This window comes from Sphingomonas sp. PAMC 26605 (genome assembly GCF_000241485.1).
Lineage (GTDB): Bacteria > Pseudomonadota > Alphaproteobacteria > Sphingomonadales > Sphingomonadaceae > Sphingomonas.
The window spans coordinates 1,487,424-1,508,453 of record NZ_JH584241.1 but is presented as its reverse complement, the minus strand read 5'-3'; the positions used below and the strand labels follow the sequence as shown (position 1 = coordinate 1,508,453).

24 protein-coding genes are annotated in these 21,030 nt (G+C 67.4%); 10 read left to right on the top strand and 14 right to left on the bottom strand.

The window, feature by feature from the left end; genetic code table 11:
* Positions 1 to 154: 154 nt before the first annotated feature.
* On the top strand, positions 155 to 1,579 hold the full coding sequence (locus tag RH90_RS06965) for a sigma-54-dependent transcriptional regulator (RefSeq protein ID WP_010184733.1): 1,425 nt from the start codon (positions 155 to 157) through the stop codon (positions 1,577 to 1,579).
* A gap of 99 nt (positions 1,580 to 1,678) precedes the next feature.
* Positions 1,679 to 2,050 carry a hypothetical protein gene (locus tag RH90_RS06960; protein WP_010184732.1) on the top strand — a complete coding sequence of 124 codons (372 nt, stop codon included), beginning with the start codon at positions 1,679 to 1,681 and terminating at the stop codon, positions 2,048 to 2,050.
* A gap of 23 nt (positions 2,051 to 2,073) precedes the next feature.
* Here RH90_RS06960 and folP read toward each other — a convergent pair whose 3' ends face one another.
* The 6 genes from folP to glmM all read right to left on the bottom strand — a co-directional run bounded on the left by folP (position 2,074) and on the right by glmM (position 8,074).
* Positions 2,074 to 3,135, bottom strand: a complete 1,062-nt coding sequence (gene folP, locus RH90_RS06955) for a dihydropteroate synthase (RefSeq protein WP_010184731.1) — start codon at positions 3,133 to 3,135, stop codon at positions 2,074 to 2,076.
* A 103-nt stretch (positions 3,136 to 3,238) separates the two neighbouring features.
* Positions 3,239 to 4,366, bottom strand: a complete 1,128-nt coding sequence (locus RH90_RS06950) for a site-specific DNA-methyltransferase (RefSeq protein ID WP_029625101.1) — start codon at positions 4,364 to 4,366, stop codon at positions 3,239 to 3,241.
* A 154-nt stretch (positions 4,367 to 4,520) separates the two neighbouring features.
* Complete coding sequence (locus tag RH90_RS06945; protein WP_029625100.1) at positions 4,521 to 5,144, bottom strand: ribonuclease HII; 624 nt, start codon at positions 5,142 to 5,144, stop codon at positions 4,521 to 4,523.
* Positions 5,145 to 5,477: 333 nt separating this feature from the next.
* A complete protein-coding gene (gene thiD, locus RH90_RS06940; RefSeq protein ID WP_198283440.1) occupies positions 5,478 to 6,332 on the bottom strand; it encodes a hydroxymethylpyrimidine/phosphomethylpyrimidine kinase family protein in 855 nt (284 codons plus the stop codon).
* Between the two features lie 2 nt (positions 6,333 to 6,334).
* Positions 6,335 to 6,565, bottom strand: a complete 231-nt coding sequence (locus RH90_RS06935) for a DUF1272 domain-containing protein (protein WP_010184725.1) — start codon at positions 6,563 to 6,565, stop codon at positions 6,335 to 6,337.
* Between the two features lie 168 nt (positions 6,566 to 6,733).
* The gene (glmM, locus tag RH90_RS06930) at positions 6,734 to 8,074 is read right to left on the bottom strand and encodes a phosphoglucosamine mutase (RefSeq protein ID WP_010184724.1); all 1,341 of its coding nucleotides are present in this window, start codon (positions 8,072 to 8,074) and stop codon (positions 6,734 to 6,736) included.
* A 75-nt stretch (positions 8,075 to 8,149) separates the two neighbouring features.
* On the opposite strand from glmM, the gene RH90_RS06925 reads away from it, so the two are divergent.
* Positions 8,150 to 9,433: a dicarboxylate/amino acid:cation symporter gene (locus RH90_RS06925; RefSeq protein ID WP_010184723.1), complete on the top strand. Its 1,284-nt coding sequence runs from the start codon at positions 8,150 to 8,152 to the stop codon at positions 9,431 to 9,433.
* Here RH90_RS06925 and RH90_RS06920 read toward each other — a convergent pair.
* The 8 genes from RH90_RS06920 to RH90_RS06885 form a co-directional block, all read right to left on the bottom strand.
* Positions 9,430 to 10,173: a sigma-70 family RNA polymerase sigma factor gene (locus RH90_RS06920; RefSeq protein WP_010184722.1), complete on the bottom strand. Its 744-nt coding sequence runs from the start codon at positions 10,171 to 10,173 to the stop codon at positions 9,430 to 9,432. The two genes, RH90_RS06925 and RH90_RS06920, sit on opposite strands and share 4 nt — an antisense overlap.
* Positions 10,170 to 12,221, bottom strand: a complete 2,052-nt coding sequence (flhA, locus tag RH90_RS06915; protein ID WP_029625099.1) for a flagellar biosynthesis protein FlhA — start codon at positions 12,219 to 12,221, stop codon at positions 10,170 to 10,172. Before flhA ends, RH90_RS06920 begins: the two co-directional genes overlap by 4 nt.
* A gap of 48 nt (positions 12,222 to 12,269) precedes the next feature.
* Complete coding sequence (locus tag RH90_RS06910) at positions 12,270 to 13,154, bottom strand: hypothetical protein (RefSeq protein ID WP_010184720.1); 885 nt, start codon at positions 13,152 to 13,154, stop codon at positions 12,270 to 12,272.
* A 63-nt stretch (positions 13,155 to 13,217) separates the two neighbouring features.
* Entirely contained in the window at positions 13,218 to 13,568 is a 351-nt protein-coding gene (locus RH90_RS06905) for a flagellar protein FlgN (protein ID WP_010184719.1), read from the bottom strand.
* Positions 13,565 to 13,852: a flagellar biosynthesis anti-sigma factor FlgM gene (locus RH90_RS06900; RefSeq protein ID WP_010184717.1), complete on the bottom strand. Its 288-nt coding sequence runs from the start codon at positions 13,850 to 13,852 to the stop codon at positions 13,565 to 13,567. The genes RH90_RS06905 and RH90_RS06900 overlap by 4 nt, the downstream gene beginning before the upstream one ends.
* Before the next feature lie 92 nt (positions 13,853 to 13,944).
* Positions 13,945 to 14,490, bottom strand: coding sequence for a flagella basal body P-ring formation protein FlgA (locus RH90_RS06895; RefSeq protein WP_010184715.1), 546 nt, complete (start codon positions 14,488 to 14,490; stop codon positions 13,945 to 13,947).
* A complete protein-coding gene (locus tag RH90_RS06890) occupies positions 14,487 to 15,077 on the bottom strand; it encodes a flagellar motor protein MotB (protein WP_010184714.1) in 591 nt (196 codons plus the stop codon). The genes RH90_RS06895 and RH90_RS06890 overlap by 4 nt, the downstream gene beginning before the upstream one ends.
* On the bottom strand, positions 15,074 to 15,730 hold the full coding sequence (locus RH90_RS06885; RefSeq protein WP_037493170.1) for a motility protein A: 657 nt from the start codon (positions 15,728 to 15,730) through the stop codon (positions 15,074 to 15,076). Before RH90_RS06885 ends, RH90_RS06890 begins: the two co-directional genes overlap by 4 nt.
* 283 nt (positions 15,731 to 16,013) lie before the next feature.
* On the opposite strand from RH90_RS06885, the gene RH90_RS06880 reads away from it, so the two are divergent.
* The 7 genes from RH90_RS06880 to RH90_RS06850 are packed head-to-tail and all read left to right on the top strand — an operon-like array spanning position 16,014 to position 21,015.
* Positions 16,014 to 16,361 carry a flagellar basal body rod protein FlgB gene (locus tag RH90_RS06880; RefSeq protein ID WP_010184712.1) on the top strand — a complete coding sequence of 116 codons (348 nt, stop codon included), beginning with the start codon at positions 16,014 to 16,016 and terminating at the stop codon, positions 16,359 to 16,361.
* Between the two features lies 1 nt (position 16,362).
* A complete protein-coding gene (flgC, locus tag RH90_RS06875) occupies positions 16,363 to 16,770 on the top strand; it encodes a flagellar basal body rod protein FlgC (RefSeq protein WP_010184711.1) in 408 nt (135 codons plus the stop codon).
* Between the two features lie 3 nt (positions 16,771 to 16,773).
* Positions 16,774 to 17,460: a flagellar hook assembly protein FlgD gene (locus RH90_RS06870; protein WP_010184710.1), complete on the top strand. Its 687-nt coding sequence runs from the start codon at positions 16,774 to 16,776 to the stop codon at positions 17,458 to 17,460.
* Positions 17,461 to 17,499: 39 nt separating this feature from the next.
* Positions 17,500 to 18,747 carry a flagellar hook protein FlgE gene (locus tag RH90_RS06865; RefSeq protein ID WP_010184709.1) on the top strand — a complete coding sequence of 416 codons (1,248 nt, stop codon included), beginning with the start codon at positions 17,500 to 17,502 and terminating at the stop codon, positions 18,745 to 18,747.
* 23 nt (positions 18,748 to 18,770) lie between these two features.
* Entirely contained in the window at positions 18,771 to 19,514 is a 744-nt protein-coding gene (locus RH90_RS06860; protein ID WP_010184708.1) for a flagellar basal body rod protein FlgF, read from the top strand.
* A 14-nt stretch (positions 19,515 to 19,528) separates the two neighbouring features.
* Positions 19,529 to 20,317 carry a flagellar basal-body rod protein FlgG gene (gene flgG / locus RH90_RS06855; RefSeq protein WP_010184707.1) on the top strand — a complete coding sequence of 263 codons (789 nt, stop codon included), beginning with the start codon at positions 19,529 to 19,531 and terminating at the stop codon, positions 20,315 to 20,317.
* 11 nt (positions 20,318 to 20,328) lie between these two features.
* Positions 20,329 to 21,015 (top strand): flagellar basal body L-ring protein FlgH, encoded by a 687-nt coding sequence (locus RH90_RS06850; protein WP_010184706.1) that lies wholly within the window; start codon positions 20,329 to 20,331, stop codon positions 21,013 to 21,015.
* Positions 21,016 to 21,030 lie beyond the last annotated feature (15 nt).

The window sequence follows — 21,030 nt, the reverse complement described above, 5'->3', positions numbered from 1 at the left end:
TAGCTCGCGCACGCCTCGGCCTCAACCCCCGCGCTTTTACCGCGCGAAATGGCGATGCGCTGTCCCGCGCGTCCCATGGCGGGGCGTTTAAGCCGGTTTTCACACCTTGTCGGTACATGGTGGCGCTGGGATTCGACACGAATGGGATGAACGCATGACGCGTAACGGACAGCGGCTGCTGATGTTGATCGACGACGAGCCCGCGCAACGCCGGCTTGTCGCGGCGATCGCAGCGCGGCGCGGCTGGCGGGCGGTATTCGCGGCCGACGGCGAGATGGCGATCTCGATGCTCGGCACGCAGGACGGCATGCAGCTCGACGCGATCCTGCTCGACCAATGGGCGCCGGAGGCCGATCCGACTGCGCTGATCGACGAGATCCGCCGCCGTCGCCCGGCGCTGCCACTGCTGCTGCTCACCGCCAACGGCTCGGTCGCCGATGCGGTCGCCGCGATGCGCAGCGGCGCGACCGATTTCCTCGTCAAGCCGCTCGCGCCCGAGCGGCTGCTCGCCGCGCTCGACGCGGCGGTTGCGGGCAAGGCGGCGGGGGAACTGCGTCCGCTCACCGAGAAGATCCCCGCGCTGCTCGCGTTCGACGAGATCGTCGGCTCCGCCCCCGATTTCCGCGCAGCGCTCGCCATCGCCGCCAAGGCCGCCCGCGCGCGCGTTCCCGTGCTCGTCGAGGGCGAAAGCGGCGTCGGCAAGGAAGTCGTCGCCGAAGCGATCCACGCCGCCTCCCCCCGCGGCAAAAAGGCGATGGTCGCGGTCAATTGCGGCGCGCTGCCACCGAACCTGATCGAGTCCGAGCTGTTTGGGCACGAGAAAGGCGCGTTCACCGGCGCGTTCGAACGCAAGATCGGGCGCTTTCAGGAGGCTGATGGCGGCACGCTGTTCCTCGACGAAATCGGCGAAATGCCGCTCGAGGCGCAGGTCAAACTGCTCCGCGTGCTGCAATCGGGCGAGATCCAGCCGATCGGCGCGCGCCATACGCGCGAGGTCGACGTCCGCGTCATCGCCGCAACCAACAAGCGGTTGATCGAGGAGGTCGAGGCCGGCCGCTTTCGCGAGGATCTCTATTACCGCCTCAACGTCGTCCAGGTGACGATCCCGCCGCTTCGCGAACGCGCCGGCGACATCCCGGCCTTGGCGCGCCATCTGCTCGCGCGAATTGCCGAACAGCCGGGGTTGCGCCCGCTCGGCATCACCGACGATGCGCTCGCCTTGCTCGGCCGCTACGACTGGCCGGGGAATGTCCGTCAGCTGCAAAACGCCCTGTTCCGCGCGGCGGTGCTCTGCGACGGCGCGGCGCTGACGCGCGGCGACTTCCCGCAGATTGCGGCGCTCGGCGGGCAGCGGCACACGACCCCGACGCCGATCCCGCTGGCGACGAGCGGCGGTGTGACGCTGTTCCACGCCGACGGCAATCTGCGCGCACTCGAGGAGATCGAGGCCGACGTCATCCGGCTCGCGATCGGCCATTATCGCGGCCGGATGACCGAAGTCGCGCGGCGGCTCGGGATCGGGCGTTCGACGCTCTACCGCAAGCTCGGCGAGCTTGGCATCGACAACGCCGCCGCCTGATCGGCGCCACTGCGGCACAACGGTTCGTCGCAAATTTCGTCCCGCTACGGACACACCCGCGCCGCCAGGGGTTGTGTCGGGAAAGGAGTATGTATTCCCATGCGTAACAAGATGATCCTCGCGGCGCTGACCGCCTTCACCCTCGTCCCAACCGTAGCGCCGACCGCCGTGTCGGCGCAGAGCTATGACGATCGCCGCTACGATCGTCGTGACGATGATCGGCGCGATGATCGTCGGGACGACCGTCGTGACGAGCGCACCTATCGCGGCCAAGACGGCCGCTATTATCCGTGCAAGCGCAGCAGCGGCACGACCGGCGCGGTCGCGGGTGGTGTCGGTGGCGCGGTTGCGGGCAACGTCCTCGGCGGCGGCCTGCTCGGCACGGTCGCCGGTGGTGTCGGTGGGGCACTGCTCGGCAAGACGCTCGACAAACGCCATGACGCTGCGCAGAACCGCAAGAACGGGTGCTGATCGAAATCGGGCGGTAGCGTAGGCTACCGCCCGACCAAGGCGCGGTCGCGTAGACCGCGCCATACCCGTACCGCCTGAGCCGTTTCAGGCACGTCATGAACACGCAGCAGTTGTGCGCCGGCCATGATCCCCGTCAGCGCCAGCCCGATCGACCCGCCGAGCCGCTCGCTCGCGGGTGCCTCGTTCGACAGCGCACCGATCATGCGTTTGCGGCTCGCGCCCAGCAGGATCGGGCATCCCAGGCCGTGAAAGATGGCCAACCCGTTCATCAGCGCCAGATTGTCGGCGAGCGATTTGCCGAAGCCGATCCCCGGATCGACGATGATCCGCGCGCGCGCGACCCCGCCCGCGACAACCGCCGCGATCCGCGTCTCCAGCCAATCGAACACATCGAGCACGACGTCGCCATAGCCAGTACCGCCGTGCGGTCCTTTCATGGGGTCCGGCGAATGCATCAGGACGACCGGACACCCGGCCTTGGCGACCACGTCGAGCGCGCGATCGTCCCATAGCAGCGCGGCGACGTCGTTGACGATCGCCGCGCCCGCCGCGAGCGCAGCCTCCATTACCGCTGCCTTGCGCGTGTCGATCGAAACCAGCGTTCCCGCCCGCGCGAGCCGTTCGACGACTGGAACGACGCGCGCGATCTCGTCGCCTTCCCACACCGTCGCCGCCCCCGGTCGCGTCGATTCACCGCCGATATCGATCAGCGCCGCCCCCGCCGCCGCCATCGCGACACCCGCGCTCGCCGCCGCTGCGGGATCGTCATGCTGCGCGCCGCCATCGGAGAAGCTGTCGGGCGTGACGTTGAGGATGCCGCACACCGACGGTTGATCGAAGCGCAGTGTGCGTTCGCCGAGCGTCAAAGGCGCACGGGGCGCCGTGATCGCCGCATGGAGTCGCGCGGCGCGTTCATCGCTCAGCAGCGCATCGAGCGCGGTGATCGGCACGGTGCGGCGCCGCCCGTCTTCGATCACCTCATAGGCCGAGAACCACAGCATCCCGCCCGCCAACCGCGCGACCTCGCCGTCGCGGTCGATCGGCGTATCGACGAACTGGATCGGGCGGAGGTGAAGGCTGCTCATGGATCATCCCGTCGCCCCGGCGGAGGCCGGGGCCGCTGCGTTTGACGCGAAACCTCTGTCGCGCACAACTGGCTGGCGGCCCCGGCCTCCGCCGGGGTGACGCCTAGATCTGCGTCGCGAGCAGATAGGTCTGCCGCAGCGTGTCGATCGGCTTGAGACCCTCGGGCGTCTCATAATGCCAGAAGGTCCAGCCATTGCACGCGGGCGCGCCCTGCAGCACCGAGCCGAGCTTGTGGATCGACCCGGTCTGGTCGCCGCTGATCACCGAGCCATCCGCCCGCACCGTCACGCTGTAGCGCCGCTTGGCATCGGTCAGTACCGCGCCGGCGACCAGCATGCCATTCTCGACGATCGTCCCGAACGCGACGCGCGGCGCGGCCTTGGGGCTCTGCATCGTCTTCAATGCCGATTCATCGAGCGGCAGCGCAGCGGCGATCCGCTCTTCCGCCGCCGCGATATAGTCGCTCTCGCGCTCGATCCCGATCCAGTGCCGTCCCAGTCGCTTGGCAACCGCGCCCGTCGTGCCGGTGCCGAAGAACGGATCGAGCACCACGTCGCCAGGCTTGGTGCAGGCGAGCAGGATGCGATAGATCAAAGCCTCGGGCTTCTGCGTCGGATGCACCTTGACGCCGTCGCGCTTCAGCCGCTCCTGCCCGCCACAGGTCGGGAATTCCCAGTCCGAGCGCATCTGCAGCTCGTCATTGAGCGTCTTCATGCTGCGATAGTTGAAGGTGTAGCGCGACTTCTCGCTCATCGACGCCCAGATCAGCGTCTCGTGCGCGTTGGTGAAGCGCGTGCCCTTGAAATTGGGCATCGGGTTGGTCTTGCGCCAGACGATGTCATTGAGGATCCAATAGCCCAGATCCTGGATCGCCGCGCCGACCTTGTAGATATTGTGGTACGATCCGATCACCCAGATCGCGCCATTGTCCTTGAGGATGCGCTTGGCCTCGGCGAGCCATTCGCGCGTGAACTTGTCATAGGCGCTGAGCGAATCGAACTTGTCCCATTCGTCGGTCACCGCATCGACATGGCTGCCGTCCGGGCGCGACAGGTCGCCGCCGAGCTGGAGGTTGTAGGGCGGGTCGGCGAAGATCAGATCGACCGACTTGGCGGGCAGCGCGCGCATCGCCGCGATGCAATCGCCGCGCAGGATCTGGTCGAGCGGCAGCTGCACCGGCGTCTCGACCGCGCGCGGCGCCACCGTCCTGATCTTTTCCAAAACCCCCATCGTCAATCGCCCCTTCGTGTGTGGAGCGCATCCCTGCCAGCAAAGGGATTCGCGTCAAGCGAACATTGGTTAACGAAAAACCTTGAGATTCCGTCAATTTTGCGGAACATTTCGGGAAACGACCCAGATATTGAGTCCCGACTTATCCACAGGCTCAAGCGCTGGTGTGTGGCTGCGAAGACTCGTTCACCAAATAAGCTTCGGCAACGGGGCGAAAACTGCGCCGATGGAGCGCGCACGGCCCATGTTCGCGCAACGCGCGGAGGTGATCGGGCGCGCCATAGCCCTGATTGCTATGCCATCCGTAATGCGGATGCGCCTCGGCATGCGCGAGCATGATCGTGTCGCGGGTATGCTTGGCGATGATCGAAGCAGCGGCGATCGACAGGCTGATCGCATCGCCCTTGACGATCGGCGTCGCGGCGAAGCCCCATTTGGGGAGCCGGTTGCCGTCGACCAGGACATGCCCCGGCGCGCAGCCGAGCGCTTCGACCGCGAGCGTCATCGCCTTCATCGTTGCCCAATAGATGTTGAGCGTGTCGATCTCGTCCGCCTCGACGATCCCGATCCCGACGATCGCACACGCCCGCAACCGGTCGTGCAGCCGCTCTCGCTCAAGCGGCGGGAGCGTCTTCGAATCCTTGATACCGCGCGGAACGCCCTTCGCGGGCAGGATCACGGCGGCGGCGACGACTGGGCCGGCGAGCGGACCGCGGCCCGCTTCATCCACGCCTGCTACGGGCGCCAGGCAGAGCTTTTCGTGTTTGAGGCTAGGCATCGGGTCGAGCCATGCCGGATCGCGCGCCGACTTGCCAGATGGGTCGCGACGGACTGCAGCGGCGATCGGGCGGGGCGGCGTCGTTCAAGAGGATGATTTCGCGCGGAGACGCGGAGACGCGGAGGAGAAGAAGATTTGGTTCGCGCAGAGGCGCAGAGGACGCGGAGACAGAGAGAGAGAGAGAGTTCACAAGGACCGCGCAAGCGCCTTTTGCAGCCCGCTTCGCAGGTCGGGATACGCTGCAGCGAGCGCGCCCCCTCCGCGTCCTCCGCGCCTCCGCGCGAACAAAACCTTCTTCTCCCTCCGTGCCCCAAGCGCCCGCGCGAACGCGATTTAGGAGATGTCGCCAGCCCGCACGTGTTGCTGCCCCATCGGCCCATGCCCCCCGCCCAGCCCCGGCGCCGCCCGCAGCGCTGCCCGTACGAACTGGCGAGCCCCCGCGACCGAAGCTTCGAGCGAGCGCCCCTGCGCTAGGAAGGTCGCGATCGCCGAGGCGAGCGTGCAGCCCGTCCCGTGCGTGCTGGTCGTCTCGATCCGCGCGGCGGACCAGGAGGCAATTTCGCCCGCCGGTCCGATCAAGCGATCGATAATCGCATCGCCCTCGCCGTGCCCGCCTTTGATCAGCAAATGTCCCTCTCCCAACGGCAGAGGGAAAGTGCCGAAAGGGTCGGGGTCGTCCACAGGCCGGGCGTCCGCGTCGCCCTTACCCTTCCGCGGCTGCGCGGCTGCCCCCCTCTCCCGCCGGGCGAGAGAGTGTTCGAGCGCCCGGAGTTCGGGCAGGTTCGGCGTCGTCACGGTGGCGATCCGCATCAGCCGCGCGAACGCCGCGACCGTATCGGCATCCGCCAGCACCGCGCCGCTCGTCGCGACCATTACCGGATCGAACACGATCGGCACCGCGAGCGTCTCGAGCACATCCGCCACGCCGTGCGCGGTCGCCGCCGATCCCAGCATCCCGATCTTCACCGCATCGACGCCGATGTCCGACAGGCACGCATCGATCTGCGAGAGCACCATCTCCACCGGAACCGGCATCACCGCCTGCACGCCGAGCGTATTCTGCGCAGTAATCGCAGTGATCGCGGTCATCGCGTGGCCGCCGAGCATCGTAACCGTCTTGATGTCGGCCTGGATCCCCGCGCCGCCGCCCGAATCCGAGCCGGCGATGATCAGGATGCGCGATGTGATGCTCACTGTGGCCGCTTGAAGCGCCGCACGGTCGAGGCAGGATGCCGCGCCAGCAGATCGTCGACCCGCGCCGGGCGGTCCATCAGCTCGCCGCCGCAATTGGGGCAACGATCATCGAGCCGGTCGGCGCATTCCGCGCAGAAGGTGCATTCGAACGAGCAGATGAAGGCGCCGGCCTCGTCGGCGGGGAGATCGGTGCCGCAGCGTTCGCAATCGGGGCGCATTTCGAGCATGGGCGTTTCCTTATTCCCCTCCGCATCTTCTGCCTTATCCCCCTCCCGCTTGCGGGAGGGGCTAGGGGAGGGGCTGTCCTGTAATCGAGGCAGCATCGCTTGTCGCACTGCCCTCCCCCCGGCCCCTCCCGCAAGCGGGAGGGGAGCAAGAAGAAGCAGCGGCAAGAATCACCCCGCCGCCACCCGCACCGCGTCGCAGATGCGATCCACCACCGCCTCGACCTGCGCGGGGTCGTCGCCCTCGGCCATCACGCGGATCACCGGCTCGGTGCCAGACGGCCGGATCACCAGCCGCCCCCTGCCCTTCAATTCGACCTCGGCCCCGGCGATCACCGCCTTCACCGCCTCATCCTCGAGCGGCTTGCCGCCGGCGAAGCGCACGTTCTTGAGCAATTGCGGCAGCGGCTCGAAGCGATGGAGCAATTCGCTCGCTGGCGCACCCGCCCAGGCAAGCTCGGCCAGGATCTGCAGCGCCGCCACCAAGCCGTCGCCCGTCGTCGCATAATCCGACAGGATGATGTGCCCCGACTGCTCGCCGCCGACATTATACCCCTGCGCGCGCATCGCCTCGAGCACGTGGCGATCGCCGACGCTGGTCCGCACCAGCCCGATCCCCTGCGCCGCGAGATGCCGCTCGAGCCCGAGGTTCGACATCACCGTCGCGACCAGCCCGCCATTCTTCAACCGCCCGCTGCGCGCCCAACCGCTCGCGATCGTCGCCATCAACTGGTCGCCATCGACGACATGGCCCTTCTCGTCGACCACGATCAGCCGGTCGGCGTCGCCGTCGAGCGCGATACCCAGATGCGCGCCCGAAGCGACGACGGTTTCGCACAGCAGCGTCGGCGCGGTCGAGCCGACCCCGTCATTGATGTTCTTGCCATTGGGGGTGACGCCGATAGCGACGACTTCGGCACCCAGCTCCCACAGCGCGGTCGGCGCGACACGGTACGCCGCGCCATTGGCGCAATCGACGACGATCTTCATCCCGTCGAGCCGCATATTCTCGGGAAAGGTCGACTTGGCGAAATGGATATAGCGCCCCTGCGCATCGTCGACACGGCGAGCGCGCCCGATCTCGGGCGCGGGCGAGAGCTCGATGTCGCCCTCGATCAGCGCCTCGATCGCCAGCTCGTCGGCGTCGGACAATTTGTAGCCGTCGGGCCCGAACAGCTTGATGCCATTGTCGAAATAGGGGTTGTGGCTCGCCGAGATCATCACGCCGAGATCGGCGCGCATCGACTGCGTCAGCATCGCGACGGCCGGGGTCGGCATCGGCCCGAGCAGCACCACGTCCATCCCGACCGAAGTGAACCCAGCGACCATCGCCGATTCGAGCATATAGCCCGACAGCCGCGTATCCTTGCCGATCACGACGCGGTGGCGGTGATCGCCGCGCCGGAAGTGCGCGCCCGCCGCCATGCCGACCTTCATCGCCATCGCCGCGGTCATCGGGTTTTTGTTGGTCAGCCCGCGGATCCCATCGGTGCCGAAATATTTTCTTGCCATACGCGCGCATCCATTCGGTTATGCCGGATCTTCTTCTGGTGCGTTCAATAGCGTTCCGCAATCATAAGGGCGAGCATGTCGGCCAAGCTGAATACCCCATCGACCCGGATTTTGCTGTCGCTCGTCGCAGGGCTGCTGCTCGGCGTGGTGCTGGCGCACTGGCTGCCCGCGGCGGTGCCGGGTACCGTCGCCGTGACGCAACCGATCGGCACCGCCTGGATCAACGGGCTGCAGATGACCGTGATTCCCTTGGTCTTTTCACTGCTCGTCACCGGCATCGCCAGCACCGCCGAGGCGGCGCGCAGCGGCCGGATCGCGGCGCGCTCGATCGTGCTGATCCTCGCGGTGATGACGGCGAGCGCGGTCGCTGCGGCCGTGCTCACTCCGCTGTTCCTCCGCCTCGTGCCGATGCCGGCCGCCTCGGCCGTCGCGCTGCGGCACGCGCTGGCAGGGGCCGCGCCCGCCGGAGACGTCCCGCCGCTCGGCGCTTTTCTCGCCGGGATCGTGCCCAACAATATCGTCGCCGCGGCGACCAACGGCGCCTTCCTCTCGCTGATCCTGTTCGCCTTGCTCTTCGCCTTCGCGCTCACCCGGATCGATCCGCGCGGCCGCGATCAGCTCATCGGCTTCTTCTCCGCGATCCGCGACACGATGCTCGTCATGATCGGCTGGATCATCTGGATCGCACCGATCGGCGTGTTCGCGCTCGCGCTGACCGTCGCCGCGAAGACCGGCACGGCAGCGGTCGGCGCGCTGGTCCATTACATCGTCACCGTCTCGTCGGTCGGCGTGGTGGTCAGCCTGTTCGCGCTGCCGCTCGCGGTGCTCGGCGGGCGGATCGCGCTGGGGCGCTTCCTGCGCGGCGCCGCGCCGGTGCTTGCGGTCGCGCTCAGCACGCAATCCTCGCTCGCCAGCCTGCCCGCGATGCTGCGCAGCAGCGAGGAGTTCGGCGTTCCCGTCGCAACCTCGGGCGTCGTCCTGCCGCTGTGCGTCGCGATGCTGCGCGCGACCGGCCCGGCGATGAACCTGGCGGTGGCGATCTATGTCGCGAGCTGGTTCGGCATCCCGATCAGCTTCGCGACGCTGGTCGCGGCGACCGCGATCGCGATGCTGACCTCGCTCGGGTCGGTGAGCCTGCCTGGGCAAGTCAGCTTCATCGGCGCGATCGCGCCGATCGCGGTGACGCTCGGCGTGCCGGTCGCGCCGCTCGGGCTGCTCGTTGCGGTCGAGACGATCCCCGACATGTTCCGCACGCTCGGCAACGTGATCTTCGATCTGGCGGTGACGCTCATCGTCGCGGCGCGCAGCGATGCCGCGCCCGAAAGTTCTGCCGATGCGCTGCTGCGCGATCCCGCCTAGCGGCGCAGCATCGCCTTCTTGAGCCGGGCGTGGGCAGACGCCTTGATCTGGCACACCCGCGCCGCGCCGACGCCGATCACCGAGCCGATCTCCTCGAGGTTGAACTCCTCGACATAATAGAGCTGGATAACCAGCGCCTCGCGTTCGGGCAGGCTCGCGATCGCCGCGATCAGCGTGTCGCGCTCCTGCTCGTCGGAGAGGTGTTCGAACGCGTCTGGCTCCTCGCTCGCAAACCACGGGCCTTCGTCCGAATAGACATCATCGATCGGCTCCATCCGGACCGGCTGGGCATTGGCGTAGTCGAGCCGGAGCTTTTCGGGCGTAACCCCAATCCTGGCGGCGACCAAAGCCGCATCGGGCGCATGGCCGAGTTCTGTCGTCAACACAGCGACGGTCTCGGCATAAAGGCGTTTCCTTTGCATCGCGCCGCGTGTGATCGTCGCGCTCCGCCGCAGCGCGTCGATCATCGAACCACGCACGCGCGTCGCGAGATATTGTTCGAAGGTCACTTGCCCGCGTTCCTCGAACGCGGCCGCGGCCTCGACCAAGGCGACCATGCCAATCTGGACAAGATCCTCGACCTCGACCACCGACGACATGCTGCCATGGATATGCCGCGCGATACGCCGCACGAGCGGCAGATGCTTGCGCGCCAGCACGTTGAGATCAGGCGCGGCGGTGCGGCCATAGACCAGCGGCTGCGCGTCGGCAAAAAGCGCGGGGTTGGGCTGTGCGGTCATGCTGGGAGCGCTCCGGCTGCGCCGATCACGGCGACGACTTCGACCGATTTGTCCTCGGGCACTTCGAAGAAGCTCATCACCGGGATATCGGGCAGGCAAGTCCTGACGAGTTTGCGGATCGCGACGCGGATCGCGGGCTGGACGACGAGCGCGAACGGCTTGGCCTCGTTGATCAGCGGCTGCGCGGCGTTCTGCAGCGCGTCGACGATGCGGCGGCCGAGATCGGGCTCGATCGTGTGGCGCTTCGACGGATCGCTGCGCATCGCCTGGCCGAGCAGCCCCTCGAGCTGCCCCTCGAGCGTCATCACGCGCAGCGGCTCGCGCACGCCGCACAGCTTGCCGATGATCAGCCCGCCGAGCGCCGGGCGGATCAGCTCGATGATCTCGTCGGCGTCGAGCGTCTTCTGCGCAGCCACCGCGATCGCGGCCGCAATCCGGCGGAATTCCTTGAGCGGCACGTTCTCCGCCAGCAACCCGCGCAGCACCTGGGTCAGCGTGGTGAGCGGCAGCGGGTTGGGCGAGAGCGACGCGACGAGGTTCGCCGCGCGTTCCTTGAGCCCGTCGAGCAACGCCTGGACTTCGTCGGGGCCGAGCAGTTCGGAGGCATGCGTGCCGAGCTGGTGGTTGAGGTGCGTCGCCATCACCGTGCCGGGATCGACCACGAGATAGCCCGCGCCCGTCGCCGCATCGGCGTCGCTCGGCGCGATCCACACCGCGTCGAGCCCGAAGGTCGGGTCCTTGGCGCGCTTGCCCATCAGCCCGCCGACCGCCTGTCCGGTATCGAGCGCGAGCATCTCGTCGGGCGACACGCTGTCCTCGCCGACGACGACGCCGCCGACGATGATGCGATAGGCGAACGGCGCGAGGTTGATGTCGTCGCGCACGCGCACCTGCGGGATGACGAAGCCCATGTCCTTCGACAGCTGGCGCCGCACGCCGGTGATCCGCCCCATCAACGGCGCACCGCGACGCTCGTCGACCAGCGGCACCAGCCCATAGCCGATGTCGAGATTGACCTGCATCGTATCGGCGACTTCGTCCCAGCCGATCTTCGAATAGTCGATCGGCTCGGCCGGCGCGGTCTCGACCGGCGCGGGGCGGCGCGCGGCCTGACGCATCTTCCATGCGGCGAAGCCGGCGAGGCCCGCTGCGGGCAGGATGATGAGGTGCGGCATCCCCGGCATCACGCCGAGCAGGCCGAGAATGATCGCGACCGGGGTCCAGGTCCGCGCCGAGCCGAACTGGCTGCCGATCTGGCCGGCAAGATCCATCGTCGACTGGACGCGGGTGACGATCGCGGCTGCGGCGATCGACAGCATCAGCGACGGGATCTGCGCGACGAGCGCATCGCCGATCGCGAGCAGCACGTAATTGTGCGCCGCCGCCGCGATCGTCATGCCGTGGCTGACCGGCCCCAGGATCAACCCACCGACGATATTGGCGGCGAGGATGAGCAGGCCGGCGACCGCGTCGCCCTTCACGAACTTCGACGAACCGTCCATCGAGCCGTAGAAATCGGCCTCGGTCGCGACTTCGACGCGGCGCAGCTTGGCTTCGTCGGGGGTGATCAGGCCGGCGTTGAGATCGGCGTCGATCGCCATCTGCTTGCCGGGCAACGCATCGAGCGTGAAACGCGCCGACACTTCGGACACGCGGCCCGCGCCCTTGGTGACGACGATCATGTTGATGATCACGAGGATCGCGAAGACGAACAGGCCGACGACATAGTCGCCGCCGATCAGGAAGGTGCCGAACGCCTCGATCACATGGCCGGCGGCGCTCTCGCCCTCATGGCCGTGGACCAGCACGACGCGGGTCGATGCGACGTTGAGGCTGAGGCGGAACAGCGTCGCGAATAGCAGCACCGTCGGAAAGGCCGAGAAATCGAGCGGCTTCTGCGCGTTGAGGCTGACCATCAGCACGGCGAGGCTGATCGTGATGTTCATGATGAAGAACACGTCGAGCATCGCCGCCGGGATCGGCACGACCATCAGCACGACCAGCAACAGGATCGCGACCGGAAGCGCTGCCGAGCGCAGCAGCGGCAGGATCCCGCCCGGCTTGCCGGCGGGGGCTGTTAGAGCAAGCGCCACGTCTTACGCCCCCATCTGCGCGAGCATCATATAGGCCAGCCGCGCGTTCGCCGGGGTCGGTCGCAACAGGCTGTTCGACGCCATTTGCGTGGCGCTCGTGCCGTTCAGCCGCTGGAGCGTCGATTGCGCCCACATCGCGGCATCCGACGTCGAGTCCTCGGCATTGCCGGGAATGACGTCGGCGCCCCATTGCCCGAGCCGCGTCGCGGCCAGCCCCGAAGTCGCCGGCGCGCTCGCCCCTTCCGCGCTCTGATCGAGCTTGGCGGCGAAGCGGCTGTAAATCGCCGACAGCGAGCGCGCGCTGCCGTCGCCGTTGAAGAACACGCCGCGATTGGCGCGTGCGGCAGCGGGGAACATCGCCGCGCCGCTCTTATCGGGATTGGCCTGCATCGCGGTCAGGAACGACCTTGCGCCGCCCAGCCCAAGGAAATGCGCGATATAGAGGTCGGTGCCGGTCGCGGTGCGGCCGGTCGCGCTTTCGAGCGCGTCCTTATTGTCGCTGGCATGCTCGGCGGCCATCAGCGACGCGGCCGACGGATCGTTGCGCAGCGCGAGGATCGCACGCTTCATGATCGGGTCGGCGACGGTCGCGCGGCCATTCGCGCCGGTCGAAATGGCATTCGCCGCCCAGGCGAGGCCATTCTCCGCGCCATGCGCCTTGACGACACGCAACCAGCTCTGGTCGACGAACTGATACAGCCCGGCCGCACTCGACGTGCCCGCCTTGGCGTTGGCGTTGAGCCCGCTCTCGAGCTTGGCCTGCCCCAGCAGATAGTTGAAATCGATGCCGGTCTTCTGACTGGCATTGGCGATGGCGTTGCGGATCGCACCGCCAGCGCCAGTCGCATCGACCGCCCCGTTCAGAATGGAAAGTGGATTGAAAGGCATCGGACCCCAGGTGCTTGCGCGGACTTACGTCAAGCTCAGCAAGGGTCGTGCCAAGATGCTTAATTATGCGTAAGCCGCGATTCCCATGCCGGGGCGATACACCGTCCCCGGCGCCGATCCGACCGCGACACCGGCAGAGCCGGTCAGGGTTTGCAGGCGACGGCGAACATTTGCCGCCATCAGATTGACGTAGATGCGGCAGGTCTCGTTGAGGCGATGCGCTTCCTCGGCGAGCGCGCGCAGCTCGTCGCCAGCGGGCGCCTGCCCGAATGCCGCGACCGCTTCGATCGCGGCGAGCTTGTCGGCGGTCGCGTGCTCGAGCGCCGCGACATCGTTGACCTTCAATGCAGCGATCTCGGCGTGAAGCGTTTCGATCACGCCGATCAGCGCGTCGCGCCGCGTGGCGAAGCTCATCTTTTCGGGTTCCAGTACAATTTCAGGGCGAGCATCCGGTCGGCGATCGTTTCGGGCGTGATCGGGTAGGTCCCGTTGCGCACGGCGCGACGCACTTCCTCGACCCTGGCTTGCTGTGCCGGGGTAGGCGCGCCAAAGTCGAACGCGATGGCGGACAGGTCGCGTTGTTGCACCACCGCATCGCTCGGCCGATCGGCCACCGTTGCCGGTTTCGCTGCTGCGGCAACCGGCACGACCAATCGATCGTGCGACGTGCCTGCCTTTGATCCGATCGCTTCTACCATGTCTGCACCTTCGCGGTTTCCGCTGACATAGAATAGAACGACCGGCGCGCGCGGAGCTTAAGAAAGGATTTCGCGCTTTTCGGAAATGCCGGTCATTCGGTCCAGCCCGGCAGCGTCGCACGGCCGCTGTCGATCGCGATCGCCTGGATCGGCGCCTTGGCGGCGTCGATCTTGACGAGGAAACGCCCACCCGCAACTGCGTCGCCGGCCGCGATCCCGTCGCGCGTGATCGAGAAGCCCGGCGAGCCCGCACTGATCGTCACGGGATCGCCGCGCTTGATCACATAGACCGGGCGCGCCACGGCAACGTCGCTTTGCGTCAACACCAGCGGCGCAGCCCCCTTGGGCGCAGTCGCAGGCAACTTTATCGGCACATACATCCGCCATTCGGGCCCGGTGCAGGTGACGACGACGGCGTCATGCGCCTCGGACCGCCACGCCATCGACACCATCGGGCAGGCGGCAAGCTTCAACCGACTGTCGATCGGCGTGCGCGCGCCGCCCTCGTCGCCGACGCCGTGCCCGGCAAAGGCGCTCACCGCGCGGTCGAGCGCGGTGGTGTCCTGAAAGCTTCGCGGCGCGGTCGCGGCGAGCGGCGTGGCGACGACGAGCAAGAGCAAGGGAAGATGACGGATCATCGCGAAGTCCTTTGAAGCGGCAAGATGGGGTTGCCGGGCGGCAATGCCGTGCCGGGGCCGGCAAAACCGGTGGAAACGGTGACCGAGCGGCCATTCGGTCGCACGGCGGAAACAATGACGAGGCGATCGGCCGGAACGGCGTGCGCGACGAGCAGGAGCGTCGCGACCGCGCGCGCGCGGTCGGCGGCGAGCATCGCGCCGCTGCCGGTGACGGGATCGACATCGCCGGGCGAGCCGTCGACGGCACCTGCGATCCGCAACGCCACGCGCCGGTCGCGCGTCGCTTCACGCGCCCATGTGACCAAAGCGTCGGTCGATGCCGTCGGCACCGCGGACCCTGGCGCGAACCCGTGCAGCGCGGCGACCGACACCGCGATCGGCTCGGCCGGATCGGCGCGAAGTTTCTCGCGAACGCCGAAGCCCTCGCGTAGGCCGCGCGCCAGCGCATGGCGGTCGAGATGTTGGCTCGCCTGGAGAAACACGAAGAAACCGACGAGCAGCAGCGCAAGATCGGCGAGCGTCATCAGCCACACCGGCCGGCCCGAGGCGAGCTCGGGCAGATCGTCCTCGATCAGCGCGGCGGTCATGCGACTTCCTTGAGCGCGGCGCCGCGCGGTCGCTCGCGCGCGGCGAGCGCGATCAGCGGCGGATCGAGCCGCAACCGCTCCACCGCCTCGTCGCGCGCCTGGCGGCGCAGCCGCGCGGCGATCGGCGCGAACACGAGATTGGCGAGCAGCGCGCCGTAGAGCGTGGCGAGCAACGCGACCGCCATGGCGGCGCCGATCGCCGAAGGGTCCTGCATCTTCACGAACATGCCGACCAAGCCGATCAGCGTGCCGACCATCCCCATCGCGGGTGCCGTCTCGGCGGCGCCGCTCCACAGTTCGGCGGCGGCAACAGCGCGTTCGGTGCGCGCACGGCGGCGCTGATGAAGCAGTTCGGCAACGTCTTCGGGCGTCGCGCCGTCGACGATCGCGGCGATCGCGGCCGCTATGTCGGGATCGGCGATCACCGAACGGTCGAGCGCCATCACGCCGTGGCGCTTGGCGATTCGGCCGAAGGCGGCGATCTGGTCGAGCAACGGATCGGCGGCGAAGCGCGCCCGAATCAGCGACCCGAGCGCGGCGAACCCGCCTGCCAGGTCACGCGCCGGCGTGCGCAGCACCATCGCGGCGAGCGTCCCCCCGCCGACGATGGCAAAGGCGAGCGGATCGAGAAAGGGGGCAAGGAGCGCTGTCATCGCGGTATGCACTGCAAGCCGCGGGCCAGTTTCACCCCCGCGTCGCCCCGGCGAAGGCCGGGGCCGCTATGGTGTCGCGCACGACGTCGCGCATGCGCGGCGCCCGCTCGCCAGCATCGGAGCGGCCCCGGCCTGCGCCGGGGCGACGAACGGCAACCGCTTTGCCGCCGTCCGGCAAGCCTTTGCCGCCCGCTCCCGCCCCACACCGCTTTTCGCCCCCTCCGCGCATTTGGCACGCCCTTTGCTGGTACCCCATCGCGCAATAAGGCGCTGGAGACGGGCGATGCCCAACGACAGTCTGTTCGGAGTACATGGTGCCGCCCTCGAAGTGCGTTCGCAGCGCATGGGCGTGCTCGCATCGAACATCGCCAACGCCTCGACCCCGGGGTTCAAGGCGCAGGACGTCGATTTCCACAAAGCGCTCGCCGCGGTCGAAAGCACTGGCGGCGGCGCCAGCATCACCGGCGCGCTGCAATATCGCGTCCCCTCGCAGCCCTCGCTCGACGGTAACACCGTCGAGCTCGCGACCGAGCAGACCGCCTTTGCCGAGAACGCCGTCGCCTATCAGACGACGCTTTCCTTCCTCAACGGGCGGATCAGCCAGATCACCCGCGCATTGAAGGGCGAATAGCATGGCCGATCCCCTCACGATCTTCCAGGTCGCCGGGCGCGCGATGTCCGCCCAGCTGGTGCGGATGAACACCACCGCGTCGAACCTCGCCAATGCCGGTTCGGTCACCGGCAGCGCCGACACCGCCTACCGCACGATCAAGCCGATCTTCCGCACGCAGTACGACAAGGCCTCTGGCCTCGCGACGGTCAACGTCGAGAGCATCGTCACCGCGGGCGAGACGCCGTCGAAGCATTACGACCCGTCGCACCCGCTCGCCGACAAGGACGGCAACGTCTGGGAATCGGCGGTCGATGAGACGCGCGAGCTGGTCGACATGATGGAGACCTCGCGCACCTACCAGAACAATGTCGAGGTCATGCAGACCGCGAAATCCCTGATCCTCGATACCCTCAAGATGGGACGCTAAAAAATGGCCAGCACCTTCGATTCCACGCTCTCCAGCCTGGGCATCAGTTCGACGGCATCGACCACAGCGAATGCCGCGGTGAACAGTTCGTCGACGACGCTCGGCACCTCGGACTTCCTCAAGCTGCTCACCGCGCAGCTGCAGAACCAGGATCCCTTTTCACCGACCGACAACAGCCAGATGGTCGCGCAGCTCGCGCAGATCACCAGCACTTCGGGCATTGCCGACATGAGCACGACCTTGAAGGCGATCCAGACCAAGCTCAACGGCCCCAGCACCGCCGATGCGCTGTCCTATGTCGGCAAGACCATCCTGACCGAAGGCAGCACCGCCTACGGCCGGACCAGCGGCGGGATCGCCGGCGCGGCCGAGATCGACGGCGATGCGAGCGACGTCAGCGTGTCGATCAAGGACGCCAACGGCCAGCTGCTCAACACGATCGACCTCGGCGCGCAGAAGGCAGGCGATATCAGCTACGACTGGAACGGCAAGACCGCGAGCGGCACCGACGCCGGCACCGGTCCCTTCACCGTCTCGGTCAGCGCGACCGGCACGAGCGGCAGCGTGGCCAGCCGCAATCTGGTGTGGGCGCCCGTTTCCGCCGTCGCGGTCCCCGCCACCGGCAGCCCGACACTCACCGTTCCCGGCGTCGGCCAAGTCGCCCTCACCGCCGTCCGCCAGGTCGGCTGAACTCAACGTCCCTCTCTCTTCATTCCAAGGAGCACCGCTATGTCCTTCTACACCTCGCTCAGCGGCCTGCAGGCCGCGCAGACCGAACTCTCGACCGTCAGCCACAATCTCGCCAACGTCTCGACCGACGGCTTCAAGAAGAGCCGCACCAATTTCTCCGACGTGATCGCCTCGAGCTTCACCAGCGACCCGACCAAGACCGTCGGTTCGGGCGTGGTCGTCAAGGCGAACCAGCAGCAGTTCACCGAGGGCAATCTCAAGACCACCGGCGGCGCGCTCGATCTTACGATCAAGGGCGACGGCTTCTTCACGGTCAAGACCTCGGGTCTCAACCCCTCGACCGCCTACACGCGCAACGGCGCCTTCCAAGTCGATCCGACGACGCACAACATCGTCGATGCGCAGGGGTCGTCGCTGATGGGCTATCCGGTCGATAGCAAGGGCAACGCCACCGCGACCGGCGCCGATGGCCTGATCGCGCTCAATCTGCCGCAGACCAGCGGCACGCCCCAGGCGACCGGCAAGATCGCGCTCGGCGTCAATCTCTACGCCGCGGCCGCGACGCCGACCAAGGCGTTCAACCCGGCCGACGCGTCGAGCTACAACAGCACGACGACGTCTGCGATTTACGATTCGTCGGGCAAGGCCAGCACGCTCACCAATTACTATGTGAAGACCGGCGACAATGCCTGGACGGTCCACAGCTTCGCCGGCGACAAGGAGCTGTCGGTCGGCGGATCGACCGCCGGGACCGCGGTGACCTTCGATGCGGCCGGCAAACTCACCGCGCCGGCCAGCCCGGTCCAGTATGACAGCTTCTCGCCGAGCACCGGCGGGCTCGCGCAGACGCTCAGCCTCGACCTGACCGGTTCGACCCAGGCATCGAGCGCCTTCGCCGTCACGTCGCGCAACGTCGACGGCGCATCGGTCGGCGAACTCTCCGGCGTGTCGGTCGATAACGAGGGCATCGTTTCGGCGAGCTATTCGAACGGCGACACGGTGTCGCTCGGCAAGTTCGCGCTCGCCAATTTCGCCAACCCGACCGGGCTGCGCCAGATAGGCGACAGCTATTGGTCGGCGAGCGGCGTATCGGGCCAGGCGACGCTCGGCGCCGCCAACGAGAACGGCTTCGGCTCGCTGCTGTCAGGAACGCTCGAGGGGTCGAACGTCGATATCACCGAGGAACTGGTCTCGCTGATCGCGGCGCAGCGCAACTTCCAGGCCAATGCCAAGGCGCTCGATACCGCCAGCCAGATCTCGCAGACGATCATCCAGATGCAGGGCTGAGCCGGAAGCGATCGGAGTAACGCATGGACAAGCTGGTCTATACCGCGGCCTCGGGGCTCAAGGCGCATCTCGCGTCGCAGGCCGCGATCGCCAACAATATGGCGAACGCCTCGACGATCGGCTTTCGCGCCGACCGCGTGGTGTTCGACCGGCTGTCCTTGCAAGGCTCCGATTTCGAAACACGCACCCCGGCATCGGCCGAGGTGATAGATGCCGATCGCAAGGCCGGGACGATCCAGCAGACCGGGCGTCCGCTCGACGTCGCGGTAGCGAGCGACAGCTGGCTGACCGTCCAGGCGACCGATGGGACCGAAGCCTATACCCGCCGCGGGGACCTGGAGATCGCCCCCTCGGGGGTGCTCCAGACCGGCGACGGCTTCCCGGTGATCGGGTCGGGGGGCCCGATCACCATCCCGCCCGCGCAAAGCGTCAGCATCTCGCAGACCGGCGAGATCTCGATCATCCCGATCGGCGGCGACATCAAGAACCCGCAGGTGATCGACACGCTCAAGATCGCCAGCGCCAAGGGGTCGGACACCGTCAAGGGTACCGACAATCTGCTCTACGTGCGCGGCGGCGGCGTGCTGCCCGCCGACGTCGACGCGAAGATCGAGAGCGGCGCGCTCGAGGGCTCGAACGTCAACATGACCCAGGCACTGGTCGACATGATCGAGAACCAGCGCAGCTACGAGGTCCAGGCCAATCTGATGAAGTCGGCCAAGGACATGGATGAATCCAGCGCATCGCTGATGCGGCTGCCAAGCTGAAGAAGGAATAGACCATGGGTAGTGCAGCCATGCAGATCGCGCGGACTGGGATCGATGCCCAGGACATGCGGATGCGCGTCATCTCGAACAACCTCGCGAACGTGAACACCACGGCGTACAAGAAGGACCGCGCGGCGTTCGAGACGCTCGCCTACCAGACGGTGACCGCGCCGGGCGCGCCGAGCTCTTCGGAATCGAAATACGCGACCGGGCTCAACCTCGGCACCGGCGTCAAGATCCAGGGCACCGCCCGGATCGACACGCAAGGGTCGTTCCAGCAGACCAACAACAGCCTCGACATGGCGCTCGACGGCGACGGCTATTTCCAGGTGCAGCTCCCCGGCGGCACGCTCGGCTATACCCGCGCGGGCAATTTCTCGCGCAGCCCCGAAGGGCTGCTGGTGACGAGCGAGGGCTATCAGGTCCAGCCCGGCATCACGATCCCCGAGGGCGCGACCGCGATCACCGTCGGCACCGACGGCACCGTGTCGGCGACCGTTCCCGGCCAGTCGGCCTCGACCCAGCTCGGCCAGATCCAGGTGGCGAGCTTCCCCAACGCGGCGGGCCTGCTGTCGAAGGGCGACAATTACCTCGCCGAGACTTCGGCGTCGGGCGCGGCCAATCTCGGCATCGCGGGCCAGGAAGGCCGCGGCAACATCCGCCAGGGGCAGCTCGAAGGATCGAACGTCAATGTCGTCGAGGAGCTCGTCGATATGATCGAAACGCAGCGCGCGTACGAGGTGAATTCGAAAATGATCACCGCGACCGACGAGATGCTGAAATATGTTAACCAAAATCTGTGATGGTTAACGTCATGAAATCCGCTCCCTTCCGAATCGCCTGCGTCCTCACGCTCGTCCTTGCGCCCGCCAGCGCGCAGGCAAATCTGTTCGGCGGCAAGAAGAAGCCACCGGTCGATTTTACCGCCGTGCTCCCGTCGGCCGAGCCCGAGGCGCCCCTGGTCGCGAACGGCTCGATCTTCCAGGCGAGCACCGGCTATGCCGCGCTCTACGAAGGCAGCCGTGCGCGCCGCGTCGGCGACCCGCTGACGATCGTGCTGGTCGAGGCGACCGCCGCGTCGAAGTCGGCCACGTCGAAGCTCGGCTCGAACGGCGGGTTCAGCCTCATTCCGCCGACCACCGGCCGGCTCGCGCTGTTCCAGGGCACCGACGTGTCGATGAGCGGATCGCGCAATTTCAATGGCAGCGGCGCCGCCGACCAGTCGAACAGCCTGTCGGGCGAAGTCAGCGTCACCGTCAGCAAGGTGCTGGCGAACGGCACGATGCTCGTCCAGGGACAGAAGCGGGTCACGCTCAACCGCGGCGACGAGTTCGTCCAGATCAAGGGTCTGGTCCGCTCGGCCGATATCGACGCGAACAACCGCATCCCCTCGACGCGCGTCGCCGACGCGCAGATCGCCTATACCGGCAAGGGCGACGTGGCGCGCGCAAGCCGCCAGGGCTGGCTGAGCCGCTTCTTCTCGGTGGTGAGCCCCTTCTGATGACCCTTTCGCGCG